The following is a 16,600-nucleotide window of genomic DNA, read 5'->3' on the forward strand; positions in this document are numbered from 1 at the left end:
GGGTGCCTCGGTTCGGTCGACGGTTGCCGGCGTGCGCCGGCGTTTCCTCAACGGTAGTCGAGGCATCCTGCCGTCGCGGTGACCGGCGGTTGGCCGTCCGGTGAACGTCGGGCCGAAACGGGGGAGGTTGCGAGGAGTCGGCCGGGCCCGGCGCTAGCGTCGCCGGCGCGCGCCGAACGGCGTGCACCCGACGCGCCGGACGTCGCTTCGAGGGGCGGTACGGCGACCGAGACGATCGGGACGAACACGGTGCCGCATCTGCCACCCGACCACCTCTCCCGGGATTTCTTGACGGGGCTGCCGCCGACCTCGGGCCCGCTGCCGTCGATGCCCGACCGGCTGCCGGACGCGCTCGCCGTCCGCCCGGCACCCGCCGCGACCATCACCGCACTGCTCACGCCACCCCGATGGGGTGGCGTTCGTCGTTCCGGAGCCGACGGCGGTGCGCCGTCGCCGCGTTGGCCCTGGCTGGAGAGCTGCTCATGTCGACGATGACCCGTGCCACCACCCGGCCCCGCGCGCACCGGGGTGGGCGTACCTACGTGCTCGACACCTGCGTGCTGCTGGCGGACCCGAACGCGCTGTTCCGCTTCGACGAGCACGACGTCGTGCTCCCGTTGGTCGTGATCGAGGAACTCGACCGCAAGAAGACGCAGATGGACGACGTCGGACGCAACGCCCGGCTCGCCCTGCGTGCCATCGAGGATCTTCGGGTGCAGCAGCCCGGTGGGCTGCGCGACGCGCTGCCGCTGCCCTCGGGTGGGTCGGTGCGCATCGAGTCGAACCACGTCGACGTCCCGCTGCCCCCCTACCTCGACAAGGCGAAGGCGGACCACCGGATCCTGTGCGTCGCGATCGGTCTGCGCGGCACGCTGGTGACCAAGGACGCGGGGCTGCGGATCAAGGCGAGCCAGCTCGGGGTCGAGGTCGAGGACTACCGTGGCGACACCGCCCGCACCAGCGAGCACGACGTGGGCATCGTCGAGCTCGAGGTCGACCCCGCCTTCCTCGACGCCCTGCACCGCGACGGCAAGGCGGTCCTCGAGCGCGACGAGGTCGACCTGCGGCCCGCCGGCGGCGCCCTGTGGCCCAACGCGTGCCTGGTGCTCAAGGCGGGGCGCTCGTCGTCCGGGCTCGGTCGGGTCCTCGACGTCGACGACGAGGGCAGCGCGACCGTGCACCGGGTCGCCGGTCACCGGGCGGTGTTCGGCATGGCGCCACGCGACGTGCGGCAGACCTTCGCGATCGACCTGCTGCTCGACCCCGACGTGCCGTGTGTGTCGCTGATGGGCATGGCCGGGACCGGCAAGACGTTCCTGGCGCTGGCGGCCGGCCTCGAGCAGGTGCTCGAGGCGACCGCCTACCGGCGGTTGTCGGTGTACCGGCCGTTGATCGCCGTGGGGCGGCAGGAGATCGGCTACCTGCCCGGCGACCTCGACGAGAAGCTGGCGCCGTGGATGGCCGCGGTGCACGACAACCTGTACGCGCTGCTGCGTCGCAACGAGCCGGCCACCGCCCCGCGTGGGGCTCGTGAGCACCGGCAGATCCAGTCGACCATCGACTCGCTGATCGACCGGGGTCAGCTCGAGCTCGCCGCGATCACCTACCTGCGTGGTCGCTCGATCACCGACGAGTTCGTGATCGTCGACGAGGCGCAGAACATCGAGCTCTCGGCGCTCAAGGTCGTGCTCACGAGGATGGCGACGGGGTCCAAGGTCGTGTTCTGCGGCGACCTGGGTCAGGTCGACAACCCCTACATCTCCCCGTACGGCGGCATGGCGGCGCTGATCGAGAAGATGAAGGGCAGCCCGCTGTTCGGGCACGTGACCCTGAGCAAGGGCGTGCGCAGTCCGTTGGCCGAGCACGCCGCCACGATCTTCTGACGCGTCGCGCCGGGGGCGCGGTCGCGGGCGGGTCAGCGCTCGCCGGCGACCTCCGGCTCCCGGACCGCGACGTCGCCGTCGGCCGCCCGGTCGGCGGCGACGTCGTTCGCGTGGTCCGCCGGCATCGGGTCCGCCGCGAGCTCGGCCCTCAGGGCGTCGAAGCCGCTCGGTCGGACCCTGGGCGCGGTCACCGGCCCGCGGCCGCTGGGCACCAACGCCGCGGCGACGATCCCGAGCAACAGTCCGAGCGCCGCGCCACGGGCCAGGCCGACGTCGAAGGCCAGCGTGTCGCCGCGCGGCGTGAGGGCGAGCGCGATGGCGACGCCACCGGCGATGCCGACGACGACGAGCGCGATGCGCAGCCCCTGCCGCCAGGTGAACGGTTGGCGGATGCGTTCGACGTTGCTGGCGGTACGGGCCATGACCGGTCCTCGGGGTGCTGCGGGGATGGGCGCGCGCGGGTGTGCACCGGACGCGTCGGCCACTGTGCCGCAAGTAGTTCAGCATTGCTTCAGTTTGCCCGCCACGCGCACAGTCGGGCGATGGCCCCCGGCCTGCCTTGACGTGGCGAGTGAGTGAGCGCACACTCAGTCGGTCGTTCCCGGCGGAGGGACCGTCATCCCGTGAACTCCGGCACGCTTCGGTCGATGACCGCGCATGGCCGGGGGTTCCCCTGAGGCCGCAGGAGTTGCGCATGCCCCCACTCGAGGACCGGCTCCTCGATGCCGCGGCGCGCCTCATCGAGCGTGAGGGGCCGGCGTCGGTGACGACCAAGCGGATCGCCCGGGAGGCCGGCTGCTCGGAGGGCTCGATCTACAACCACTTCGGCAGCAAGGAGCACCTCGTCGGCGCGGCCGTGAAGGAACGGCTGATGCGCTTCCCCGCCCGGGCCGCGGAGCTGCGGCACACGCCCGGCGAGCAGGACGTCCGCGAGCGCCTGGCCGAGATCGCCGAGCTGGCGCTGGCGTTCTACCGCCGCGGCGCCGGCCACCTCGCGGCGATGCTCTCCACCCCCGACGCGATGCGCGAGCACGTCCAGGAGGTGGCCGCGCGCGGCGGCGGTCCCTGGTCCACGCTCGACCATCTCGCCGCCTGGCTCGCGGCCGAGCAGCGGCTGGGCCGGGTCCATCCCGACGCCGACCCGCACGCGGTCGTGACCGCGCTGCTCGGCAGCGTCCTCTTCCACGCCGTCACCTCCCACGCCTGGGGCGTGGTCCCCGGCGCCCCCGACGACGCCACCGCGCTCACCCGCGCGGTCGACGGCGTCTGGCGCGGTCTCGACCCCGCCTGAGACGCCGACCGTCCCCGTTCGCCGCGGGCCTCGCCCGCGTCGCTCCGTACTGAGGAATCCGCCATGTCCCTCGCGCCACCCACCGACCCGCTGGTGTCGGTGCGCGACCTGCACCACACCTTCGGCGACGACGTGCGTGCCCTGGCGGGGGTCGACCTCGCCTTCGAGGCCGGCATCGTCTACGGGTTGCTCGGCCCCAACGGGGCCGGCAAGACCACCCTGATCCGGGTGCTCGCGACCCTGCTGCGCCCGACGCGCGGCGCGGTCCGTGTCGCCGGCATCGACGTCCTCGCCGACCCGGTCCGCGCGCGGACGCGCATCGGGCTGGCCGGACAGTTCGCCGCCGTCGACGACTACCTCAGCGGCCGCGAGAACGTCGAGATGGTCGGCCGCCTCTACGGCCTCTCCGCCCGCGAGTCGCGACGCCGCGCCGACGGCGTGCTCGACGGCGTCGGCCTGCGCGACGAGGCCTCGCGGCTCGTGCGCACCTACTCGGGGGGGATGCGCCGCCGGCTCGACCTCGCCGCGTCGCTCGTCGGCCGCCCCGAGGTGCTGTTCCTCGACGAGCCGACGACCGGCATCGACCCGCGCAACCGCCTGCACCTGTGGGAGCTGATCGAGGGGCTCGTGCGCGACGGCACCACCGTGCTGCTCACCACGCAGTACCTCGAGGAGGCCGACCAGCTCGCCCACCGCATCGGGGTCATCGACCGCGGGCGCATCGTCACCGAGGGCACGGCCGACGAACTCAAGGAGGCCCTCGAGACCGCCGTGCTGGAGATCGGCGCCGTCGAACCCGATCGCGGCACGGTGGCGACCGTGCTGGAGGAGCTGACCGGCGACGCCCCGACGGTCGACGCCGTGCGCGGCCACCTGCGGGCTCCGGCGCGCGCGGGCACCGCGACCTTGCTGGCGGTGGTCCGCCGGCTCGACGAGCTCGGGATCGAGCCGACCGACGTCGCCCTGCTCAAGCCCAGCCTGGACGACGTGTTCCTCGCGCTGACCGGCGAAGGGCCGGCCGGTGCGTCGACCGCCACCGATCCGCGCGACGCCGCCGCTGCGCTCGAGGAGGTCCGCCGATGACCGCCGTTCCCGCCGACGTCCGCCTCCCCGGCGGTGGTGCCGACGACGGGCGCATCGGTCTGCGCCGCACGCTGACCGACACGCTGGTGCTGACCCGCCGCAACCTGCTGCGAAACGTCCGGCTGCCGCAGTTGTTGTTGTTCTCCACCATCCAGCCGGTGATGTTCCTGCTGCTGTTCAACTACGTGTTCGGTGGTGCCATCGGCGGCTCGCTGCCGGAGGGTTACGCCTACATCCAGTGGCTGATGCCGGGGCTGCTGATCCAGATCGCCACCTTCGGGGCCGGCCAGACCGCGATGGGGTTGACCGAGGACCTCGACAAGGGCGTCATCGACCGGTTCCGTTCGCTGCCGATGTCGCGGTCCGCCGTCCTCGCCGGACGCACCCTGGCCGACCTCCTGCGCAACGCCGCGGTCCTCGGGCTGATGCTGGTGGTCGGGTTCGCGATCGGGTTCCGCTGGGAGACGAGCGTGTTCGGCTTCCTCGGCGGCTTCGCGGTGGCGCTGCTGTTCGGCTACGCGCTGTCGTGGGTGATGGCGACGATCGGCCTGGCGGTCCGCAACCCGGAGGCGGCGCAGTCCGCCGTGATGCTGCCGGTCTTCCCGTTGGTCTTCGCCTCGTCGGTGTTCCTGCCGACCCAGACCATGCCCGACTGGCTGCGGGTGTTCGCCGACCACCAGCCGATCACCGTCATCGCCAACGCCTTGCGGGCCCTGATGCTGGGACCGGCGGCGCTGCTGCCCGGGCAGACCGTCGGTGGGCAGGTCGTCGCCGCGCTGGCGTGGATCGTCGGGATCACGGCCGTGTTCGCGGTCCTCGCGGTGCGCCTCTACCGCAAGGTGGAGCGGGCCTGACGCGGTCGTCGCCCGACCTCGCGCGGCCTGGGCACGTGTGCGCCGCGGCGACGTGTGCACCGCGGGCGTGCCCGCCGGCGTGACCGGTCCGGTTCCCGCCACCGTCCGGCTTCACACCCCCCGGCGAGGGAGGAACGGCCGGTGACGCGGTGAGCACCGAGCGGTGGGCGACGTGTGCACCGCGGGCGTGCCCGCCGGCCGTGACCAGTCCGGTTCCCGCCACCGTCCGGCTTCACACCCCCCGGCGATGGAGGAACGGCCGGTGACGCGGTGAGCACCGAGCGGTGGGCGACGTGTGCACCGCGGGCGTGCCCGCCGGCCGTGACCAGTCCGGTTCCCGCCACCGTCCGGCCTCGTGCCCCCGGCGATGGAGGAACGGCCGGCAACCTAATTGAGCCGGGCGCGCGCGCGGATGGCGGCGCGGCGGACCTCCTCGGCGTCGCTGGCGTCCGGACCGACGAGGTCGAGGTAGGTCTCGTAGGCGGCGGCAGCGCGGTCGAACTGACCGGCCTGCGTCAGCAGGTCACCGTGGACGCGGTGGTCGTCGGGCATCCGGTTGGGCAGCAGCAGCTTGAGCTCGACCGCCCAGCGGGCGTCGAGATGCCGCTGCTCGGCCAGGTAGGCGCGGGTCAGTTCGTTGAGTTGGCGGCGCACGACGTTCACCGCGGGGGAGGGGCGCAGCATCGAACGGCGGAAGGCGAGTTGGCCCGTGGTGGCACGTGCGACGTGGTCGGCGAGGCGGTCCTCGTCGAGGCGTTCGCCACCCTGCGACGGATCGATGACGAGGGGACGCTCCCCGGCGGCGATGCCGACGACGACCAGTCCGGGCAGCGCGATCGGGAACGCCGGCACCCGGAGTCGCCGGGCGATCGAGACGTACAGCGTGGTGAGCGTGACCGGCACACCGCGTTTGCCGTCGAGCACCTCGGGGAGCAGGACCGTCGTGGGTGTGCGCTCAGGAGCGGCGTCGAAGCCCTGCTGGCGGGCGAGGTAGCCGCTCAGGGCGGCGGCGTCGCTGTGCGGGTCGCCGCTGGCGAACCCCTGGGAGCGCAGCCCGTCGGCGAGCGCGTCGAGCCGGAGCAGTGCCCGATCGACGTCGAGTCGCGGATCGGCCTCCGCCCCGATCAACAGGGCAGCCTCGGCGAGGTCCGCGTCGTGGCGGCGGACCAGGGAGACCAGGCGGCGTCGCGTGTGCTGCGGCATGCCTGCAGGCTACTGCCTGGACGGCTGCGTACCGTGAGAGGCGCCCCGCTCGGGCGTCGCCCTAGGCTCGGCTCGTCCGTCGCGTCCCGAGGAGTCGCCGTGTCCGAGCCCGTCGCCGTCGAGCTCGTCGAGATCCCGGCGGGAACGCTGCGGGTGATCACGCTGTCGCGCCCGGCCGTGCGCAACGCGATGGACACGGCGTTGTTGGTGGCGCTGTCGGACGCGCTCGACGACGCCGACCGTGACGCGCGGCTGCGTGGCGTGCTGGTCACGGGGGCGGGCGGCGCGTTCTCGGCCGGCGCGGACCTGCGGGAGGAGCTCCCCGACGACGGGCGTCGGCGGATGGAGCTGTTCACCACGGTGTACGAGCAGCTGACGCTGTTGCGGGTCCCGACCGCGGCCGCCGTCGAGGGGTATGCGGTCGGTGGCGGCGTGGAGCTCGTGGGTGCCTGTGACCTGCGGGTGCTGGCGCGGGACGCGGTGCTGCGGTTCCCGGGCGCGATCCACGGTGTGCCGGTGGGAACCGCCCGCACGGTGGGGCAGGTGGGGTTGTCGGTGGCCAAGGACTGGGTGCTCTCGAGTCGGGACGTGCCCGCCGAGGAGGCGTTCGCGGCCGGGTTCGCGCAGCGATTGGTGCCGCCGGGCGGGACGTCGGACGCCGCCAGGGTGTGGCTGGACGAGGTCGCGCGACGGGACCCGGACACGGTCGCGCTGCTCAAGCGCCTGTTCAACGACCACGGTGGGGTCCGCAACCGGGTGGCGTACGAGAACGACGCCCTGCGGGCCCACGCGGAGACGGGCGGGCTGGCGCCGGGGCTGGACCGTGACCTGCCTCGGACGGTTCGCCCCCGCCGAGTGTGATGCGGCCGCGACGGCGTCCTAGAGTCGGCGGTGCGCCAACGAGGGAACCCCGTGCGGGGATGGAGGGAGTCGCGTGAACGCCGAGAAGCCGGATCGCAACCTGGCGATCGAGATCGTGCGTGTGACCGAGGCGGCGGCGCTGGCCGCTGCCCGCTGGCAGGGACTGGGTCGCAAGGAGGACGGTGACCAGGCCGCCGTCGACGCCATGCGCAAGATGCTCGAGACGATCGAGATGGACGGCACGGTCGTGATCGGCGAGGGGGAGAAGGACGAGGCCCCCATGCTGTTCAACGGCGAGGCGGTCGGCACCGGCCGTCCACCGCAGGTCGACATCGCCGTGGACCCGATCGACGGCACGCGGTTGCTGGCCGAGGGCCGTCCGGGTTCGTTGGCGGTCCTGGCCGCCGCTCCGGCGGGGACGATGTTCGATCCGGGCCCGTGCGTCTACATGGAGAAGCTGGTGGTCGGCGCCGAGGCGGCCGAGGCGGTCGACCTCGACCGTCCGCTGGTCGACAACCTGCGTGCGGTCGCGGCGGCGCACGACAAGGAACTGCGGGACCTGACGGTCATCATGCTCGACCGCGACCGTCACGAGGAGGCCAAGCGGCAGGTCCGGGAGGTCGGTGCCCGCCTGCAGCTGATCACCGACGGCGACGTGGCGGGCGGCATCCTGGCCGCCTGGGACGAGCGGCCCGAGGTGGACGTCCTGTACGGGATCGGGGGCACCCCTGAGGGGGTGATCACGGCGTGCGCGGTCAAGGCGCTCGACGGGCAGATCCTCGGCCGGTTGTGGCCGCGCAACGACGACGAGCGGCGGGCGGCACTCGACGCGGGCTACGACCTGGACCAGGTGCTCACGGCCGACGACCTGGTCGACAGCGAGGACTGCTTCTTCAGTGCGACCGGTATCACGCCCGGGCAGCTGGTGAACGGCGTGCAGTTCCGCGGCAAGGGCGCGATCACGCAGTCGCTGGTGATGCGCGGCAAGTCGGGAACGGTGCGGCTGATCACGGCCCGGCACCGGTTCGAGAAGCTTCGGCGCTACGCCTCGGTCGACTACTGACGTCGCCGTCGGTGTCGCGGTTGCCGTCGGTGTCGGCGGCGGCGGCGGGGGCGACCACGGGCGGTGCCGCGAGCGGCGTGGCCGGGCAGACGGCGAGCACGCGCCGCAGCGCCTGCTCGATCGTGCCCTGTTCCGCCGCCACCGCCGCGAGGGTGGCGTCGACGGGAGCGTCGGCGAGCAGCAGGACCGCGAGCTGGTCGCTGGTGACCCGGACCCTCACGGCCTCCACGGCCGCGGGGGTGCCGCGGTCCAGGGCGCACGCCAGCCGGAGCGCGGCGGCGAGTTCGGTGACCGTGTGGCGACGGGCCGCCGGCAGGCGCGGGTAGATCGGGACGTGGTCGCCGGGTGGCGGCCCCTGGTGACACCACACGAGGCAGGCGAGTTCGACGACCGTGGTGGGGTCGGTGCCGGGCAGGCCGTGCCGCACCAGGTGCTCGGCGTGCTCGCGCCGTCGCTCGGGATCGGTGTGGTCGATGGGATCGCCGCCGTCGTGGAGGCGGGCGGCGTCGACCAGCAGGGCGCGGTCAGCGGCCGTCCATCCCAGCGCACCGGCGAGGCCGCCGGCGAGGGCGGTGGCGAGGTGTGCGGTCCGCCGCGCGTGCCCGGTCCGGGTCCGGGTCGTGACGGCGGCGGCCCGACGTGCGCCGGGGGCGGTGTCGAGTCCGAGCGCCTCGAGCACCTGCCCGTCGGTGGTGGCGGCGAGGGACACCTCGACCGCACGCACCTCCAGCCGGTCGACGAGGGCAAGCAGGTAGGCGGTACCGAGGGTGACGAGGTCGGCCTCCTCCGGGTCCACGGCGGGCAGCAGCAGCCGCTGGGTGGGGGTGGCGTTGGTCAGTTCGCGGTCGAGTGCGGCGAGGTCCTGGGGGCCGACGCGGAGCCGGTCGGGCGGCGGGGCGAGCGGCCCGTACCGGCGGTGCAGCAGCGTGCGGCCCACGGCAGCGGTCACCGGGCCGGTCACCACGGGTACCGGTGGGGAGGTGGCCGGCCCCCGCTGGTCCGGCTCGGGCACGACGGTGCTCGGGTACCCGACGGTCCCGTGGTGAGCGGCGACGAGGTCGCGGGCGACGGTCGCGTCGGCGGACGGGCCCGGCAGGTCCTGCACCCGCAGGCCCCGCGGGTCGCGCCGCACGAGGCGGGTGTGTCGCTCACCGATGTCGGCCACGACGGCGGGCCCGGTGCCCGGTCCGATCCCCACCGCGTGCAGGAGCAGACGCGCCTCGTCGAGGACGCTGCGGACCCGCACCGGCACCTGCAGGGTCCGGTCCAGCAGGCGGACGAGGTCGTCCCGGTCGCTCGCGACCGCCACGGTGGCGTCGACGGCGGCCACGAGGCGGGCCGCGCCGTGCCGCCGGCACTCCTGGGCCAGGCGTCGCACGGTCTCGGCGACCAGCAGTCGCAGCCCCTCGCCGACCTCGCCGTCGCGGTCGATCGCCCGCTGCAGGCCCAGCACGATCCGGCGGTCGAGGTGCACCACGTGCCCGCGACCGGGGGTCGGCTCGGCGACCACGGCTCGCGTGGTGGTGCCGCCGACCTCGATCACCGCGGTGCGCATGGGGCCGACGCTACGGGCGGTCGGACACGTGGCGGTGACGGCCGGATGAACGCTTCGGTCACGCGGGGACAACGCTGCGCCGCGCCCGAACCGGGGCCCGCCGCAGGAGCCGACCGCCTCCCCGGCAGCGGCCAGCTGTCGCGTTCCCGTCGTCGCGGCGACAGCGTCCGTTCACCCGGCCGGGGTTGGCTGGCCGCAACCCAGGTCGGCCCGTCGTCGAGCGGTCGGCCACGTCGGACGAGGGGTCCATGCGAACGAGTTTCCTGGTGGGGGCGGCACTCGCCGCCGCGGTGAGCACGGCGAGCGCGGCGCTGGCCGCACCGACCGCGCCCGGTCCGGTCGGCGCTCGACCGGTCGGGATCGAGTTGTCGGTCCTGGGCACCTACGAGACCGGTGTGTTCGACGCGTCGGCGGCCGAGATCGTCGCCCACGACCCGGCCACACAGCGGCTGTTCGTCGTCAACGCCACGGCCGGGACGGTCGAGGTGCTCGATGTCGCCGAACCGTCGCGGCCCCGCAAGGTCGGCGACCTGGTGACCGCGGGCGTGCGCGCCGCCGACGGCTCACGGGTCGACGTCCGCGGCGTCGCGAACTCGGTCGCCGTGCGCAGCGGCACGATCGCCGTCGCCGTCGAGGCGGCGGACAAGACCGACGACGGCTGGGTGGTGTTCTTCGACCGGGCGCTGCAGGCGGTCAACGCGGTGCGGGTCGGTGCGCTGCCGGACATGCTGACCTTCACGCCCGACGGCCGGACGCTGCTCGTGGCCAACGAGGGGGAGCCGAACGACGCCTACACCGTCGACCCGGAGGGCAGCGTCAGCCTGGTCCCGGTCGGCAACCCACTGCGGGTCACCCAGGACGACGTGCGCACGGCGACGTTCCATGCCTGGGACGAGGACGGGGACCGCACGCTGCACCCCGAGGTCCGGGTCTTCGGTCCGGACGTGCACGGCGACCGCTACGTGTCGCGCAACCTCGAGCCCGAGTACGTCGTCGCCGACGCCCGCTCGCGGACGGCCTACGTGATGCTGCAGGAGGCGAACGCCGTCGCGGTGCTCGACGTCCGTGCCGGCCGGTTCACCGACATCCGCCCGCTGGGGACCAAGGACCACCTGGCGGTCGGCAACGAACTCGACGTCTCGGACCGCGACGACGCCGTCAACGTCGCGAACTGGCCGGTGCGTGGGCTGTACCAGCCCGACGGGTTCGACAGCTACCTGTGGCGCGGGCAGACACTGTTGGTGACGGCGAACGAGGGCGACGCCCGCGAGTGGTCCGGCTACAGCGAGGTCAGCCGGTTCCGTGCCTGGACCGCCGACCTGCCGGCCGCGTGCCCGGGGTCACCCGTGGCGGCGTTCCTCGCCGCCGACAACGGCATCGACACCGTGGCACAGCTGCGCGACAACGCCGCCCTCGGGCGCCTGAACGTCACGACGACCCTGGGTCGCGGCGAGGACGGCTGCCTCGAGGCGGCCCACGCCTTCGGGGCCCGCTCGTTCTCGATCTGGACCGCCGACGGCGAGCAGCTGTACGACTCGGGGGCCGACTTCGAGCGGATCACCGCCGCGACCTTCCCGTCGTACTTCAACTCGAACCACCGCGAGCACTCGTTCGAGTCGCGCAGCGACGACAAGGGACCGGAACCCGAGGACGTGGTGGTCGGTCGCGTCGACGGCCGCGACTACGCGTTCGTCGGCCTCGAACGCATCGGCGGGGTGATGGTCTACGACGTCACCGACCCGCGTGCGCCGCAGTTCGTGCAGTACCTGGACAACCGCGACTTCTCGGCCGAGCCCGGCACCTCGGCGGCGGGGGACCTGGGCGCCGAGGGGTTGCTGTTCGTCGCGGGCAAGGACAGCCCGACGGGTCGGCCGATGCTGGTCGTCGCCAACGAGGTGTCGGGCACGACGACCCTGTTCTCGATCGAGCGGACGACGCCCGGCAAGGGGCCGACGCGCTGACCGGTCGAGCCCCGACGGGGCGCCGGACCACAAGGGTCCGGCGCCCCGTCGCGTCGCGGGGTCGCGCCGCGGGCGCGGAAACTCCACAAGACGAGGGCACCGCTCCTGACGAGGGTTGCCGAACCGTTGGTGCCGACCTGGCGTAGGGTCGGCCCCGCGGTTGGGAGGCCGCCATCTCGAAGGAGCGAACATGAGCACCGTGGATCGGTCCGACGTCGACGTCCTCTACGACGTCGAGGACATGCCGCCACTGCGTGAGGCGATCCCCCTGGGCCTGCAGCACGTGCTGGTCATGGTGGCGAGCAACGTCACCATCCCGATCATCCTCGCCGGAGTCGTGGGCGCGGCCACCGGCGAGACGGCGTTCCTGGTGCAGGTCGCCCTGCTGGTGGCCGGCCTGACCACGCTGTTGCAGACCATCGGCATCGGGCCCGTGGGTGCCCGGCTGCCCGTCGTCCAGGGCACCAGCTTCGGGTTCCTGGTCATCTCCATCCCGCTGGCCTCGGAGTTCGGCCTCTCGGCGATCTTCGGCGGCGCCATCGTCGCGGGGGTCGTGCAGGTCGCGCTCGGGTTGAGCCTGCGCTGGCTGAAGTCGCTGTTCCCGCCGCTGGTGAGCGGCATCGTGGTGCTGGTCATCGGCATCGGGCTGTTGCCGACCGGCGTCAACCTCGCCGGCGGCGGTGCGGGCGCGGAGGACTTCGGCTCGCCGAGCAACCTGCTGTTGGCCGGCCTCGTGCTGCTGACCATCCTCGTGACCTACGCCATGGGCCGTGGCGTCCTGAGCGCCGCGGCGGTGCTGGTCGGTCTCGTCGTCGGCTACCTCGCCGCGATCCCGTTCGGCAAGGTCGACGGGTCCCAGATCGCCGAGGCGGCCTGGTTCTCGTTCCCGATGCCGCTCGAGTTCGGTCTGAGCTTCCCGGCCGCCGCGGTGATCGGCATGTCGGTCATGGCCATCGCCACGTCGGTCGAGACGATCGGTGACCTCGCCGCAGTGACCAAGGGAGGGGCCGGGCGTGACGTGACCGACCGGGAGCTGTCGGGCGGCGTGATGGCGGACGGCGTCGGCACGGCCTTCGCCTCGCTGTTCAGCGCGCTGCCCAACACCTCGTTCAGCCAGAACGTCGGCCTGGTCGCGTTCACCGGCGTGATGAGCCGCCACGTGGTCTCGATCGGTGCCGTCTTCCTCGTCCTGGCCGGGCTGTTCCCGAAGATCGCGGCGGTCATCGCCGTGATGCCGCCCGCCGTGCTGGGGGGCGCGGCGATCGTCATGTTCGCGATGGTGGGGGCGGCCGGGGTGCGCCTGCTGGCCGAGTCCCGGCTCGACCGCCGCGACCTGCTGATCATCGCCGTCGCGGTCGGCGTCGGGCAGGGGATGGCCGCGGTGCCCGACCTCGTGGCGCTGGCGCCGGAGCAGCTGCGCGTGCTGCTCGTGACCGGGATCGTGCCGGCCGGCTTCCTGGCCGTGCTGCTCAACGTCGTCCTCCCGGGGCGGCCGGACACGGAGGACACCACCCTCGGAGTGGCGGCCGCGCCGGACGCGTCCCTGGGAGACACGGAGGCGACGGCGGGCGAGCGGGACCGCAACGGCACACGGACGGGTCGAGACGCTCCGCCCGTGCCGTGACCGGGCGCGTCTCGTGGGCGGGTGCGCTGGCACTGAGCCTGCTGATCGGCACCTTCCCGCCGTTCGCGCTCGGGGCGTTCGGGCCACAGCTGCGCGACGACCTCGGCCTGGCCACCGCCGACGTCGGGTTGCTGTTCGCCGGGCTCTACACCGTCGCGGTGTTCGGCTCGCCCCTCGCCGGTCCGCTCGTGGACCGGCTGGGCGGCCGGCGATCCTGCCTGCTGCTGCTCCTGCTCTCCGTACCGGCACTGACCGCGGCGTCGCTGGCGGGGTCCCGCGGCGCGCTCCTGCTGGCGTTGGTGCCGTGTGGCGCCGCGATGGCCTTCGCCAACCCGGGCACCATCCGGTGGGCGACGGCGGCACCGACCGAGGACCTGCGCAACACCCTCGTCGGGGTGGCGCAGGCGGGCGTGCAGGCCGGGGCGCTCGCGGCCGGCGGCCTCGCCGCGGCGCACGTGGTCGGGCTCGGCTGGCGTGACGCGCTGCGGGTCACCGCCGTGGTCGCGGCGGCAGGTCTGGTGGTCGCCTGGCGGGCCCCCGACGACCGTCGTCTGGTGTCGACCGGGACCGCGAGGTCGGCTGGTGTCGCCGAGGCGGCGCTCGACGTCCCGACCCGCCGCGCGCGTTCGGTCCAGCGGGCACTGGCCGGGTATGCCGCCTGCATGGGTGCCGGGACCTCGGTGGTGATCGCCTACCTCCCGTCCTTCGGGGTCGATGCCGTGGGCCTGTCCATCGGGGTCGCCGGCGCGACCGCCGCGCTGTACGGCGCCGTGGCGCTGGTGTGCCGTTCGGTGTTGGGACCGGTGCTGCGTCGCACCGGCGGGGCCGATCACCGCGCCTTGCTGGTGATGTCGGGTGGTGCGATCGCCGCGGTTCTCGTGGTGGCCGCCGGTGCCTGGAGCCCTCCAGCCGTGTGGATCGGCACGGTGCTCTTCGGTGCCACCGGCACCACCTGGCCGGCGGTCGCCTTCCTCCTGGTCGCCATCCACAGCCCGGTGGCGGATGCAGGGCGCACGGCGGCGTGGGTCACCGCGGCCTTCTACACCGGCATGTGGCTGGCCCCACCGTTGGCGGGACGGCTCGTCGCCACCGGCGGGTACCCGCGTGCCTGGGGGCTGGTCGGGCTCGCCTACCTCGCCGCGGTGGTGCCGGCGCTGCGGGTCCGTCGGCAGGTCCGCGCATGACCCTGGCCGACGTCGGCCCGGGTCCCGGGCTGGCAGGGGACGTCGCCCGACGCGCTCGGGACCGGCGTGGGCGGACGCCGCCGGATCTCGATCAGGCCGGGGTGCGTGGACCGACGAGCTCCTCGAGCAGGGTGTGCACCCGCTGCTGGATCGCGTCGCGGATCGGACGGACCTCCTCGAGCGCACGGCCCGCGGGGTCGTCGAGCTCCCAGTCCAGGTAGCGCGTGCCCGGCAGGACGGGGCAGGCGTCGCCGCAACCCATGGTGACCACGACGTCGGCCGCTGCCAGGGTCTCCTCGGTCCACGGCTTGGGGTAGCTCGCGGTGATGTCGATGCCGACCTCCGCCATCGCCTCGACGACGGCGGGGTTGATCCGCTCCGAGGGCGCCGACCCACCCGAGAGCACGTGGACGCGCCCGGCGGCGAGGTGTTCGAGGAACCCGGCGGCCATCTGCGAGCGGCCGGCGTTGTGGACGCACAGGAACAACACGGTCGGGGTGCGGTCCGCGGCCCCGTCCCGCGTGCGGGCCACGGCGAGCAGCCGCTCGACGGCGAACCGCTCCGCGAGCAGTGGCAGGAACGCGTCGTAGTGCGCCGAGGCCCGCAACCGGTCGAACGAGTCGGCGAGGAGTCGCTCGATCGTCTGCTCGTTGAAGGTGCCGGCGAACTGGCGGTGGAGGCGTTCGGTCATCGGGCCCAGCGCCTGTCGGCGCCCGAGGTCGTGGTCGTGATCCATGCTTCGCTGCTCCCGGACGGGCCGACCTACCTCAGGCCGGCGCCAACGCACGGGCGAGTCGGTCGACCCGCCCGTCGATGTCCTCCAGGGTCTGGAGGAAGTCGTCGTGACCGCCGGCGGCCGGGTCGGGGACCGACCAGTGCAACGACGGGACCTCGAAGGGCAGCGCGGACTCGTGCGCCCGGTCGCACACCGACACCACGAGGTCGGGCGACTCGATCAGCGTGTCGAACCCGCGCGGGACGGCGTCCTCGAGGTCGACGCCGCAGCTACGGGCGACCTCGACGGCCAGGGGATGGACCCGTGGCGCCGGCCGGGTCCCGGCGGAGAGCGCCGGTCGACCCGTGCGGGCGTGCCAGAGCGCGGCGGCGAGCTGCGAGCGGGCCGAGTTGCCGGTGCAGACGAACAGCACGCCGTCTCCCGGGTGGTCGAGCGGCGGCGGAGCGAGCGTCCCGGCGAGCCGGTCGGCGCGCAGCATCACGTAGCGGCGACGTTGGTCGCCCTGGGACGGCGAACGCGTGACCAGGCCGATGTCCTCGAGCACGTTGAGGTGGAACGCCAACAGGTTGGTCGACACCCCGACCAGATCGGCGAGGTCCTTCGGCGAGCGGTCGGACACGTGCAGGGCGTCGACGATCCGCAGGCGCGTCGGCTCGCCGAGCGCGCGGTGGACGGCGGCGCGCCGCTCGATCCCAGATTTCGACTCAGTGATCATTGACTCAACAATAGCTGAGTGGACCGCCGGCGTCGAGGTTTCCGAATGGAAGGAGCGCCGGCGGGGCGCCGGTTCGACGGACCCGTGATCGTCGCGAGCGCGGGGGCCGTTCGTGGATCAGGATGGCAGGTCGAGTGCTCGCCGCAGCACGGCCACTCGCTCGCGGTCCACCCGGAAGTAGGCCCAGCGTCCGCGCTGCTCGCGTTCGACCAGCCCCGCGGCGGCCAGCGCCGACAGGTGATGGGAGATCGTGGGCTGCGACCGCTCGAGGGGTGCGGTGAGATCGCAGACGCATGCCTCGCCGTCGGGTGCGTTGGCGATCAGCGACAGCAGTCGGAGGCGGACGGGGTCGGCGAGCAGCTTGAACGCCGCCGCGAGCTGCTCGGCCTGGTTGTCGTCGATCGGGGACTGCAGCACCGGCGCGCAGCACGGCTCGATGGTCTGGACGTCCACGGCGATTCCCTTCGTCTGCTGGCAGGGTGACCAGCGCATCGATGTTCGTCAATGCGTTGTGCGCACGGACGGGAGAAACCCATCGACGACCATCGATGGAAAGGCCTACAGTTCCATCGATGCTCATCGATGGA

At 73.5% G+C, this 16,600-nt stretch carries 15 protein-coding genes; 9 read left to right on the forward strand and 6 right to left on the reverse strand.

Annotated elements, in window-relative coordinates; genetic code table 11:
* Nucleotides 1-482: 482 nt before the first annotated feature.
* Entirely contained in the window at nucleotides 483-1,883 is a 1,401-nt protein-coding gene (locus tag ELR47_RS03955) for a PhoH family protein (RefSeq protein WP_205745430.1), read from the forward strand.
* A 32-nt stretch (nucleotides 1,884-1,915) separates the two neighbouring features.
* Here ELR47_RS03955 and ELR47_RS03960 read toward each other — a convergent pair whose 3' ends face one another.
* Nucleotides 1,916-2,305 carry a hypothetical protein gene (locus tag ELR47_RS03960; RefSeq protein WP_130648707.1) on the reverse strand — a complete coding sequence of 130 codons (390 nt, stop codon included), beginning with the start codon at nucleotides 2,303-2,305 and terminating at the stop codon, nucleotides 1,916-1,918.
* Nucleotides 2,306-2,577: 272 nt separating this feature from the next.
* On the opposite strand from ELR47_RS03960, the gene ELR47_RS03965 reads away from it, so the two are divergent.
* The 3 genes from ELR47_RS03965 to ELR47_RS03975 all read left to right on the forward strand — a co-directional run bounded on the left by ELR47_RS03965 (nucleotide 2,578) and on the right by ELR47_RS03975 (nucleotide 5,111).
* Nucleotides 2,578-3,174 (forward strand): TetR/AcrR family transcriptional regulator, encoded by a 597-nt coding sequence (locus ELR47_RS03965; protein WP_130648708.1) that lies wholly within the window; start codon nucleotides 2,578-2,580, stop codon nucleotides 3,172-3,174.
* A gap of 63 nt (nucleotides 3,175-3,237) precedes the next feature.
* Nucleotides 3,238-4,257, forward strand: coding sequence for an ATP-binding cassette domain-containing protein (locus tag ELR47_RS03970; protein WP_130648709.1), 1,020 nt, complete (start codon nucleotides 3,238-3,240; stop codon nucleotides 4,255-4,257).
* Complete coding sequence (locus ELR47_RS03975) at nucleotides 4,254-5,111, forward strand: ABC transporter permease (RefSeq protein ID WP_130648710.1); 858 nt, start codon at nucleotides 4,254-4,256, stop codon at nucleotides 5,109-5,111. The genes ELR47_RS03970 and ELR47_RS03975 overlap by 4 nt, the downstream gene beginning before the upstream one ends.
* Nucleotides 5,112-5,498: 387 nt before the next feature.
* On the opposite strand, the gene ELR47_RS03980 is transcribed toward ELR47_RS03975, so the two are convergent.
* Nucleotides 5,499-6,314: a transglutaminase family protein gene (locus ELR47_RS03980; RefSeq protein ID WP_130648711.1), complete on the reverse strand. Its 816-nt coding sequence runs from the start codon at nucleotides 6,312-6,314 to the stop codon at nucleotides 5,499-5,501.
* Nucleotides 6,315-6,413: 99 nt separating this feature from the next.
* Here ELR47_RS03980 and ELR47_RS03985 point away from each other — a divergent pair, with 99 nt between their 5' ends.
* Both ELR47_RS03985 and glpX read left to right on the forward strand, forming a co-directional pair.
* The gene (locus ELR47_RS03985) at nucleotides 6,414-7,175 is read left to right on the forward strand and encodes an enoyl-CoA hydratase/isomerase family protein (RefSeq protein ID WP_130648712.1); all 762 of its coding nucleotides are present in this window, start codon (nucleotides 6,414-6,416) and stop codon (nucleotides 7,173-7,175) included.
* 73 nt (nucleotides 7,176-7,248) lie between these two features.
* Nucleotides 7,249-8,238, forward strand: coding sequence for a class II fructose-bisphosphatase (gene glpX, locus ELR47_RS03990; protein ID WP_130648713.1), 990 nt, complete (start codon nucleotides 7,249-7,251; stop codon nucleotides 8,236-8,238).
* Here the strand turns inward: glpX and ELR47_RS03995 are convergent.
* Complete coding sequence (locus ELR47_RS03995) at nucleotides 8,183-9,793, reverse strand: hypothetical protein (protein ID WP_130648714.1); 1,611 nt, start codon at nucleotides 9,791-9,793, stop codon at nucleotides 8,183-8,185. The genes glpX and ELR47_RS03995 overlap by 56 nt on opposite strands.
* Nucleotides 9,794-10,041: 248 nt before the next feature.
* Between ELR47_RS03995 and ELR47_RS04000 the strand changes: the two genes are divergently transcribed.
* From ELR47_RS04000 to ELR47_RS04010, 3 genes are all read left to right on the forward strand, one after another.
* A complete protein-coding gene (locus ELR47_RS04000; RefSeq protein WP_130648715.1) occupies nucleotides 10,042-11,754 on the forward strand; it encodes a choice-of-anchor I family protein in 1,713 nt (570 codons plus the stop codon).
* Between the two features lie 190 nt (nucleotides 11,755-11,944).
* A complete protein-coding gene (locus tag ELR47_RS04005; protein ID WP_130648716.1) occupies nucleotides 11,945-13,378 on the forward strand; it encodes a uracil-xanthine permease family protein in 1,434 nt (477 codons plus the stop codon).
* The gene (locus ELR47_RS04010; protein WP_130648717.1) at nucleotides 13,375-14,562 is read left to right on the forward strand and encodes an MFS transporter; all 1,188 of its coding nucleotides are present in this window, start codon (nucleotides 13,375-13,377) and stop codon (nucleotides 14,560-14,562) included. The genes ELR47_RS04005 and ELR47_RS04010 overlap by 4 nt, the downstream gene beginning before the upstream one ends.
* 91 nt (nucleotides 14,563-14,653) lie before the next feature.
* On the opposite strand, the gene ELR47_RS04015 is transcribed toward ELR47_RS04010, so the two are convergent.
* The 3 genes from ELR47_RS04015 to ELR47_RS04025 all read right to left on the reverse strand — a co-directional run bounded on the left by ELR47_RS04015 (nucleotide 14,654) and on the right by ELR47_RS04025 (nucleotide 16,505).
* Nucleotides 14,654-15,298: an arsenate reductase ArsC gene (locus ELR47_RS04015; RefSeq protein ID WP_130648718.1), complete on the reverse strand. Its 645-nt coding sequence runs from the start codon at nucleotides 15,296-15,298 to the stop codon at nucleotides 14,654-14,656.
* A 31-nt stretch (nucleotides 15,299-15,329) separates the two neighbouring features.
* Nucleotides 15,330-16,013, reverse strand: a complete 684-nt coding sequence (locus ELR47_RS04020; RefSeq protein ID WP_130648719.1) for an arsenate reductase/protein-tyrosine-phosphatase family protein — start codon at nucleotides 16,011-16,013, stop codon at nucleotides 15,330-15,332.
* Nucleotides 16,014-16,130: 117 nt separating this feature from the next.
* Nucleotides 16,131-16,505, reverse strand: coding sequence for an ArsR/SmtB family transcription factor (locus ELR47_RS04025; RefSeq protein ID WP_130648720.1), 375 nt, complete (start codon nucleotides 16,503-16,505; stop codon nucleotides 16,131-16,133).
* Between the last annotated feature and the right edge of the window lie 95 nt (nucleotides 16,506-16,600).

Source organism: Egicoccus halophilus, from assembly GCF_004300825.1.
GTDB classification, from domain to species: Bacteria; Actinomycetota; Nitriliruptoria; order Nitriliruptorales; family Nitriliruptoraceae; genus Egicoccus; species Egicoccus halophilus.

What these genes read in the sequence shown, in the direction of transcription:
- ELR47_RS03965 (WP_130648708.1), top strand. Translation starts at nt 2,578, where the DNA reads ATGCCCCCACTCGAGGACCGGCTCCTCGATGCCGCGGCGCGCCTCATC.
- ELR47_RS04000 (WP_130648715.1), top strand. Translation starts at nt 10,042, where the DNA reads ATGCGAACGAGTTTCCTGGTGGGGGCGGCACTCGCCGCCGCGGTGAGC.
- ELR47_RS04025 (WP_130648720.1), bottom strand. Translation starts at nt 16,505, where the DNA reads ATGCGCTGGTCACCCTGCCAGCAGACGAAGGGAATCGCCGTGGACGTC.
- ELR47_RS03980 (WP_130648711.1), bottom strand. Translation starts at nt 6,314, where the DNA reads ATGCCGCAGCACACGCGACGCCGCCTGGTCTCCCTGGTCCGCCGCCAC.
- ELR47_RS03955 (WP_205745430.1), top strand. Translation starts at nt 483, where the DNA reads ATGTCGACGATGACCCGTGCCACCACCCGGCCCCGCGCGCACCGGGGT.
- ELR47_RS03960 (WP_130648707.1), bottom strand. Translation starts at nt 2,305, where the DNA reads ATGGCCCGTACCGCCAGCAACGTCGAACGCATCCGCCAACCGTTCACC.
- ELR47_RS04005 (WP_130648716.1), top strand. Translation starts at nt 11,945, where the DNA reads ATGAGCACCGTGGATCGGTCCGACGTCGACGTCCTCTACGACGTCGAG.
- ELR47_RS04020 (WP_130648719.1), bottom strand. Translation starts at nt 16,013, where the DNA reads ATGATCACTGAGTCGAAATCTGGGATCGAGCGGCGCGCCGCCGTCCAC.
- ELR47_RS04015 (WP_130648718.1), bottom strand. Translation starts at nt 15,298, where the DNA reads ATGGATCACGACCACGACCTCGGGCGCCGACAGGCGCTGGGCCCGATG.
- ELR47_RS03970 (WP_130648709.1), top strand. Translation starts at nt 3,238, where the DNA reads ATGTCCCTCGCGCCACCCACCGACCCGCTGGTGTCGGTGCGCGACCTG.
- ELR47_RS03975 (WP_130648710.1), top strand. Translation starts at nt 4,254, where the DNA reads ATGACCGCCGTTCCCGCCGACGTCCGCCTCCCCGGCGGTGGTGCCGAC.
- ELR47_RS03995 (WP_130648714.1), bottom strand. Translation starts at nt 9,793, where the DNA reads ATGCGCACCGCGGTGATCGAGGTCGGCGGCACCACCACGCGAGCCGTG.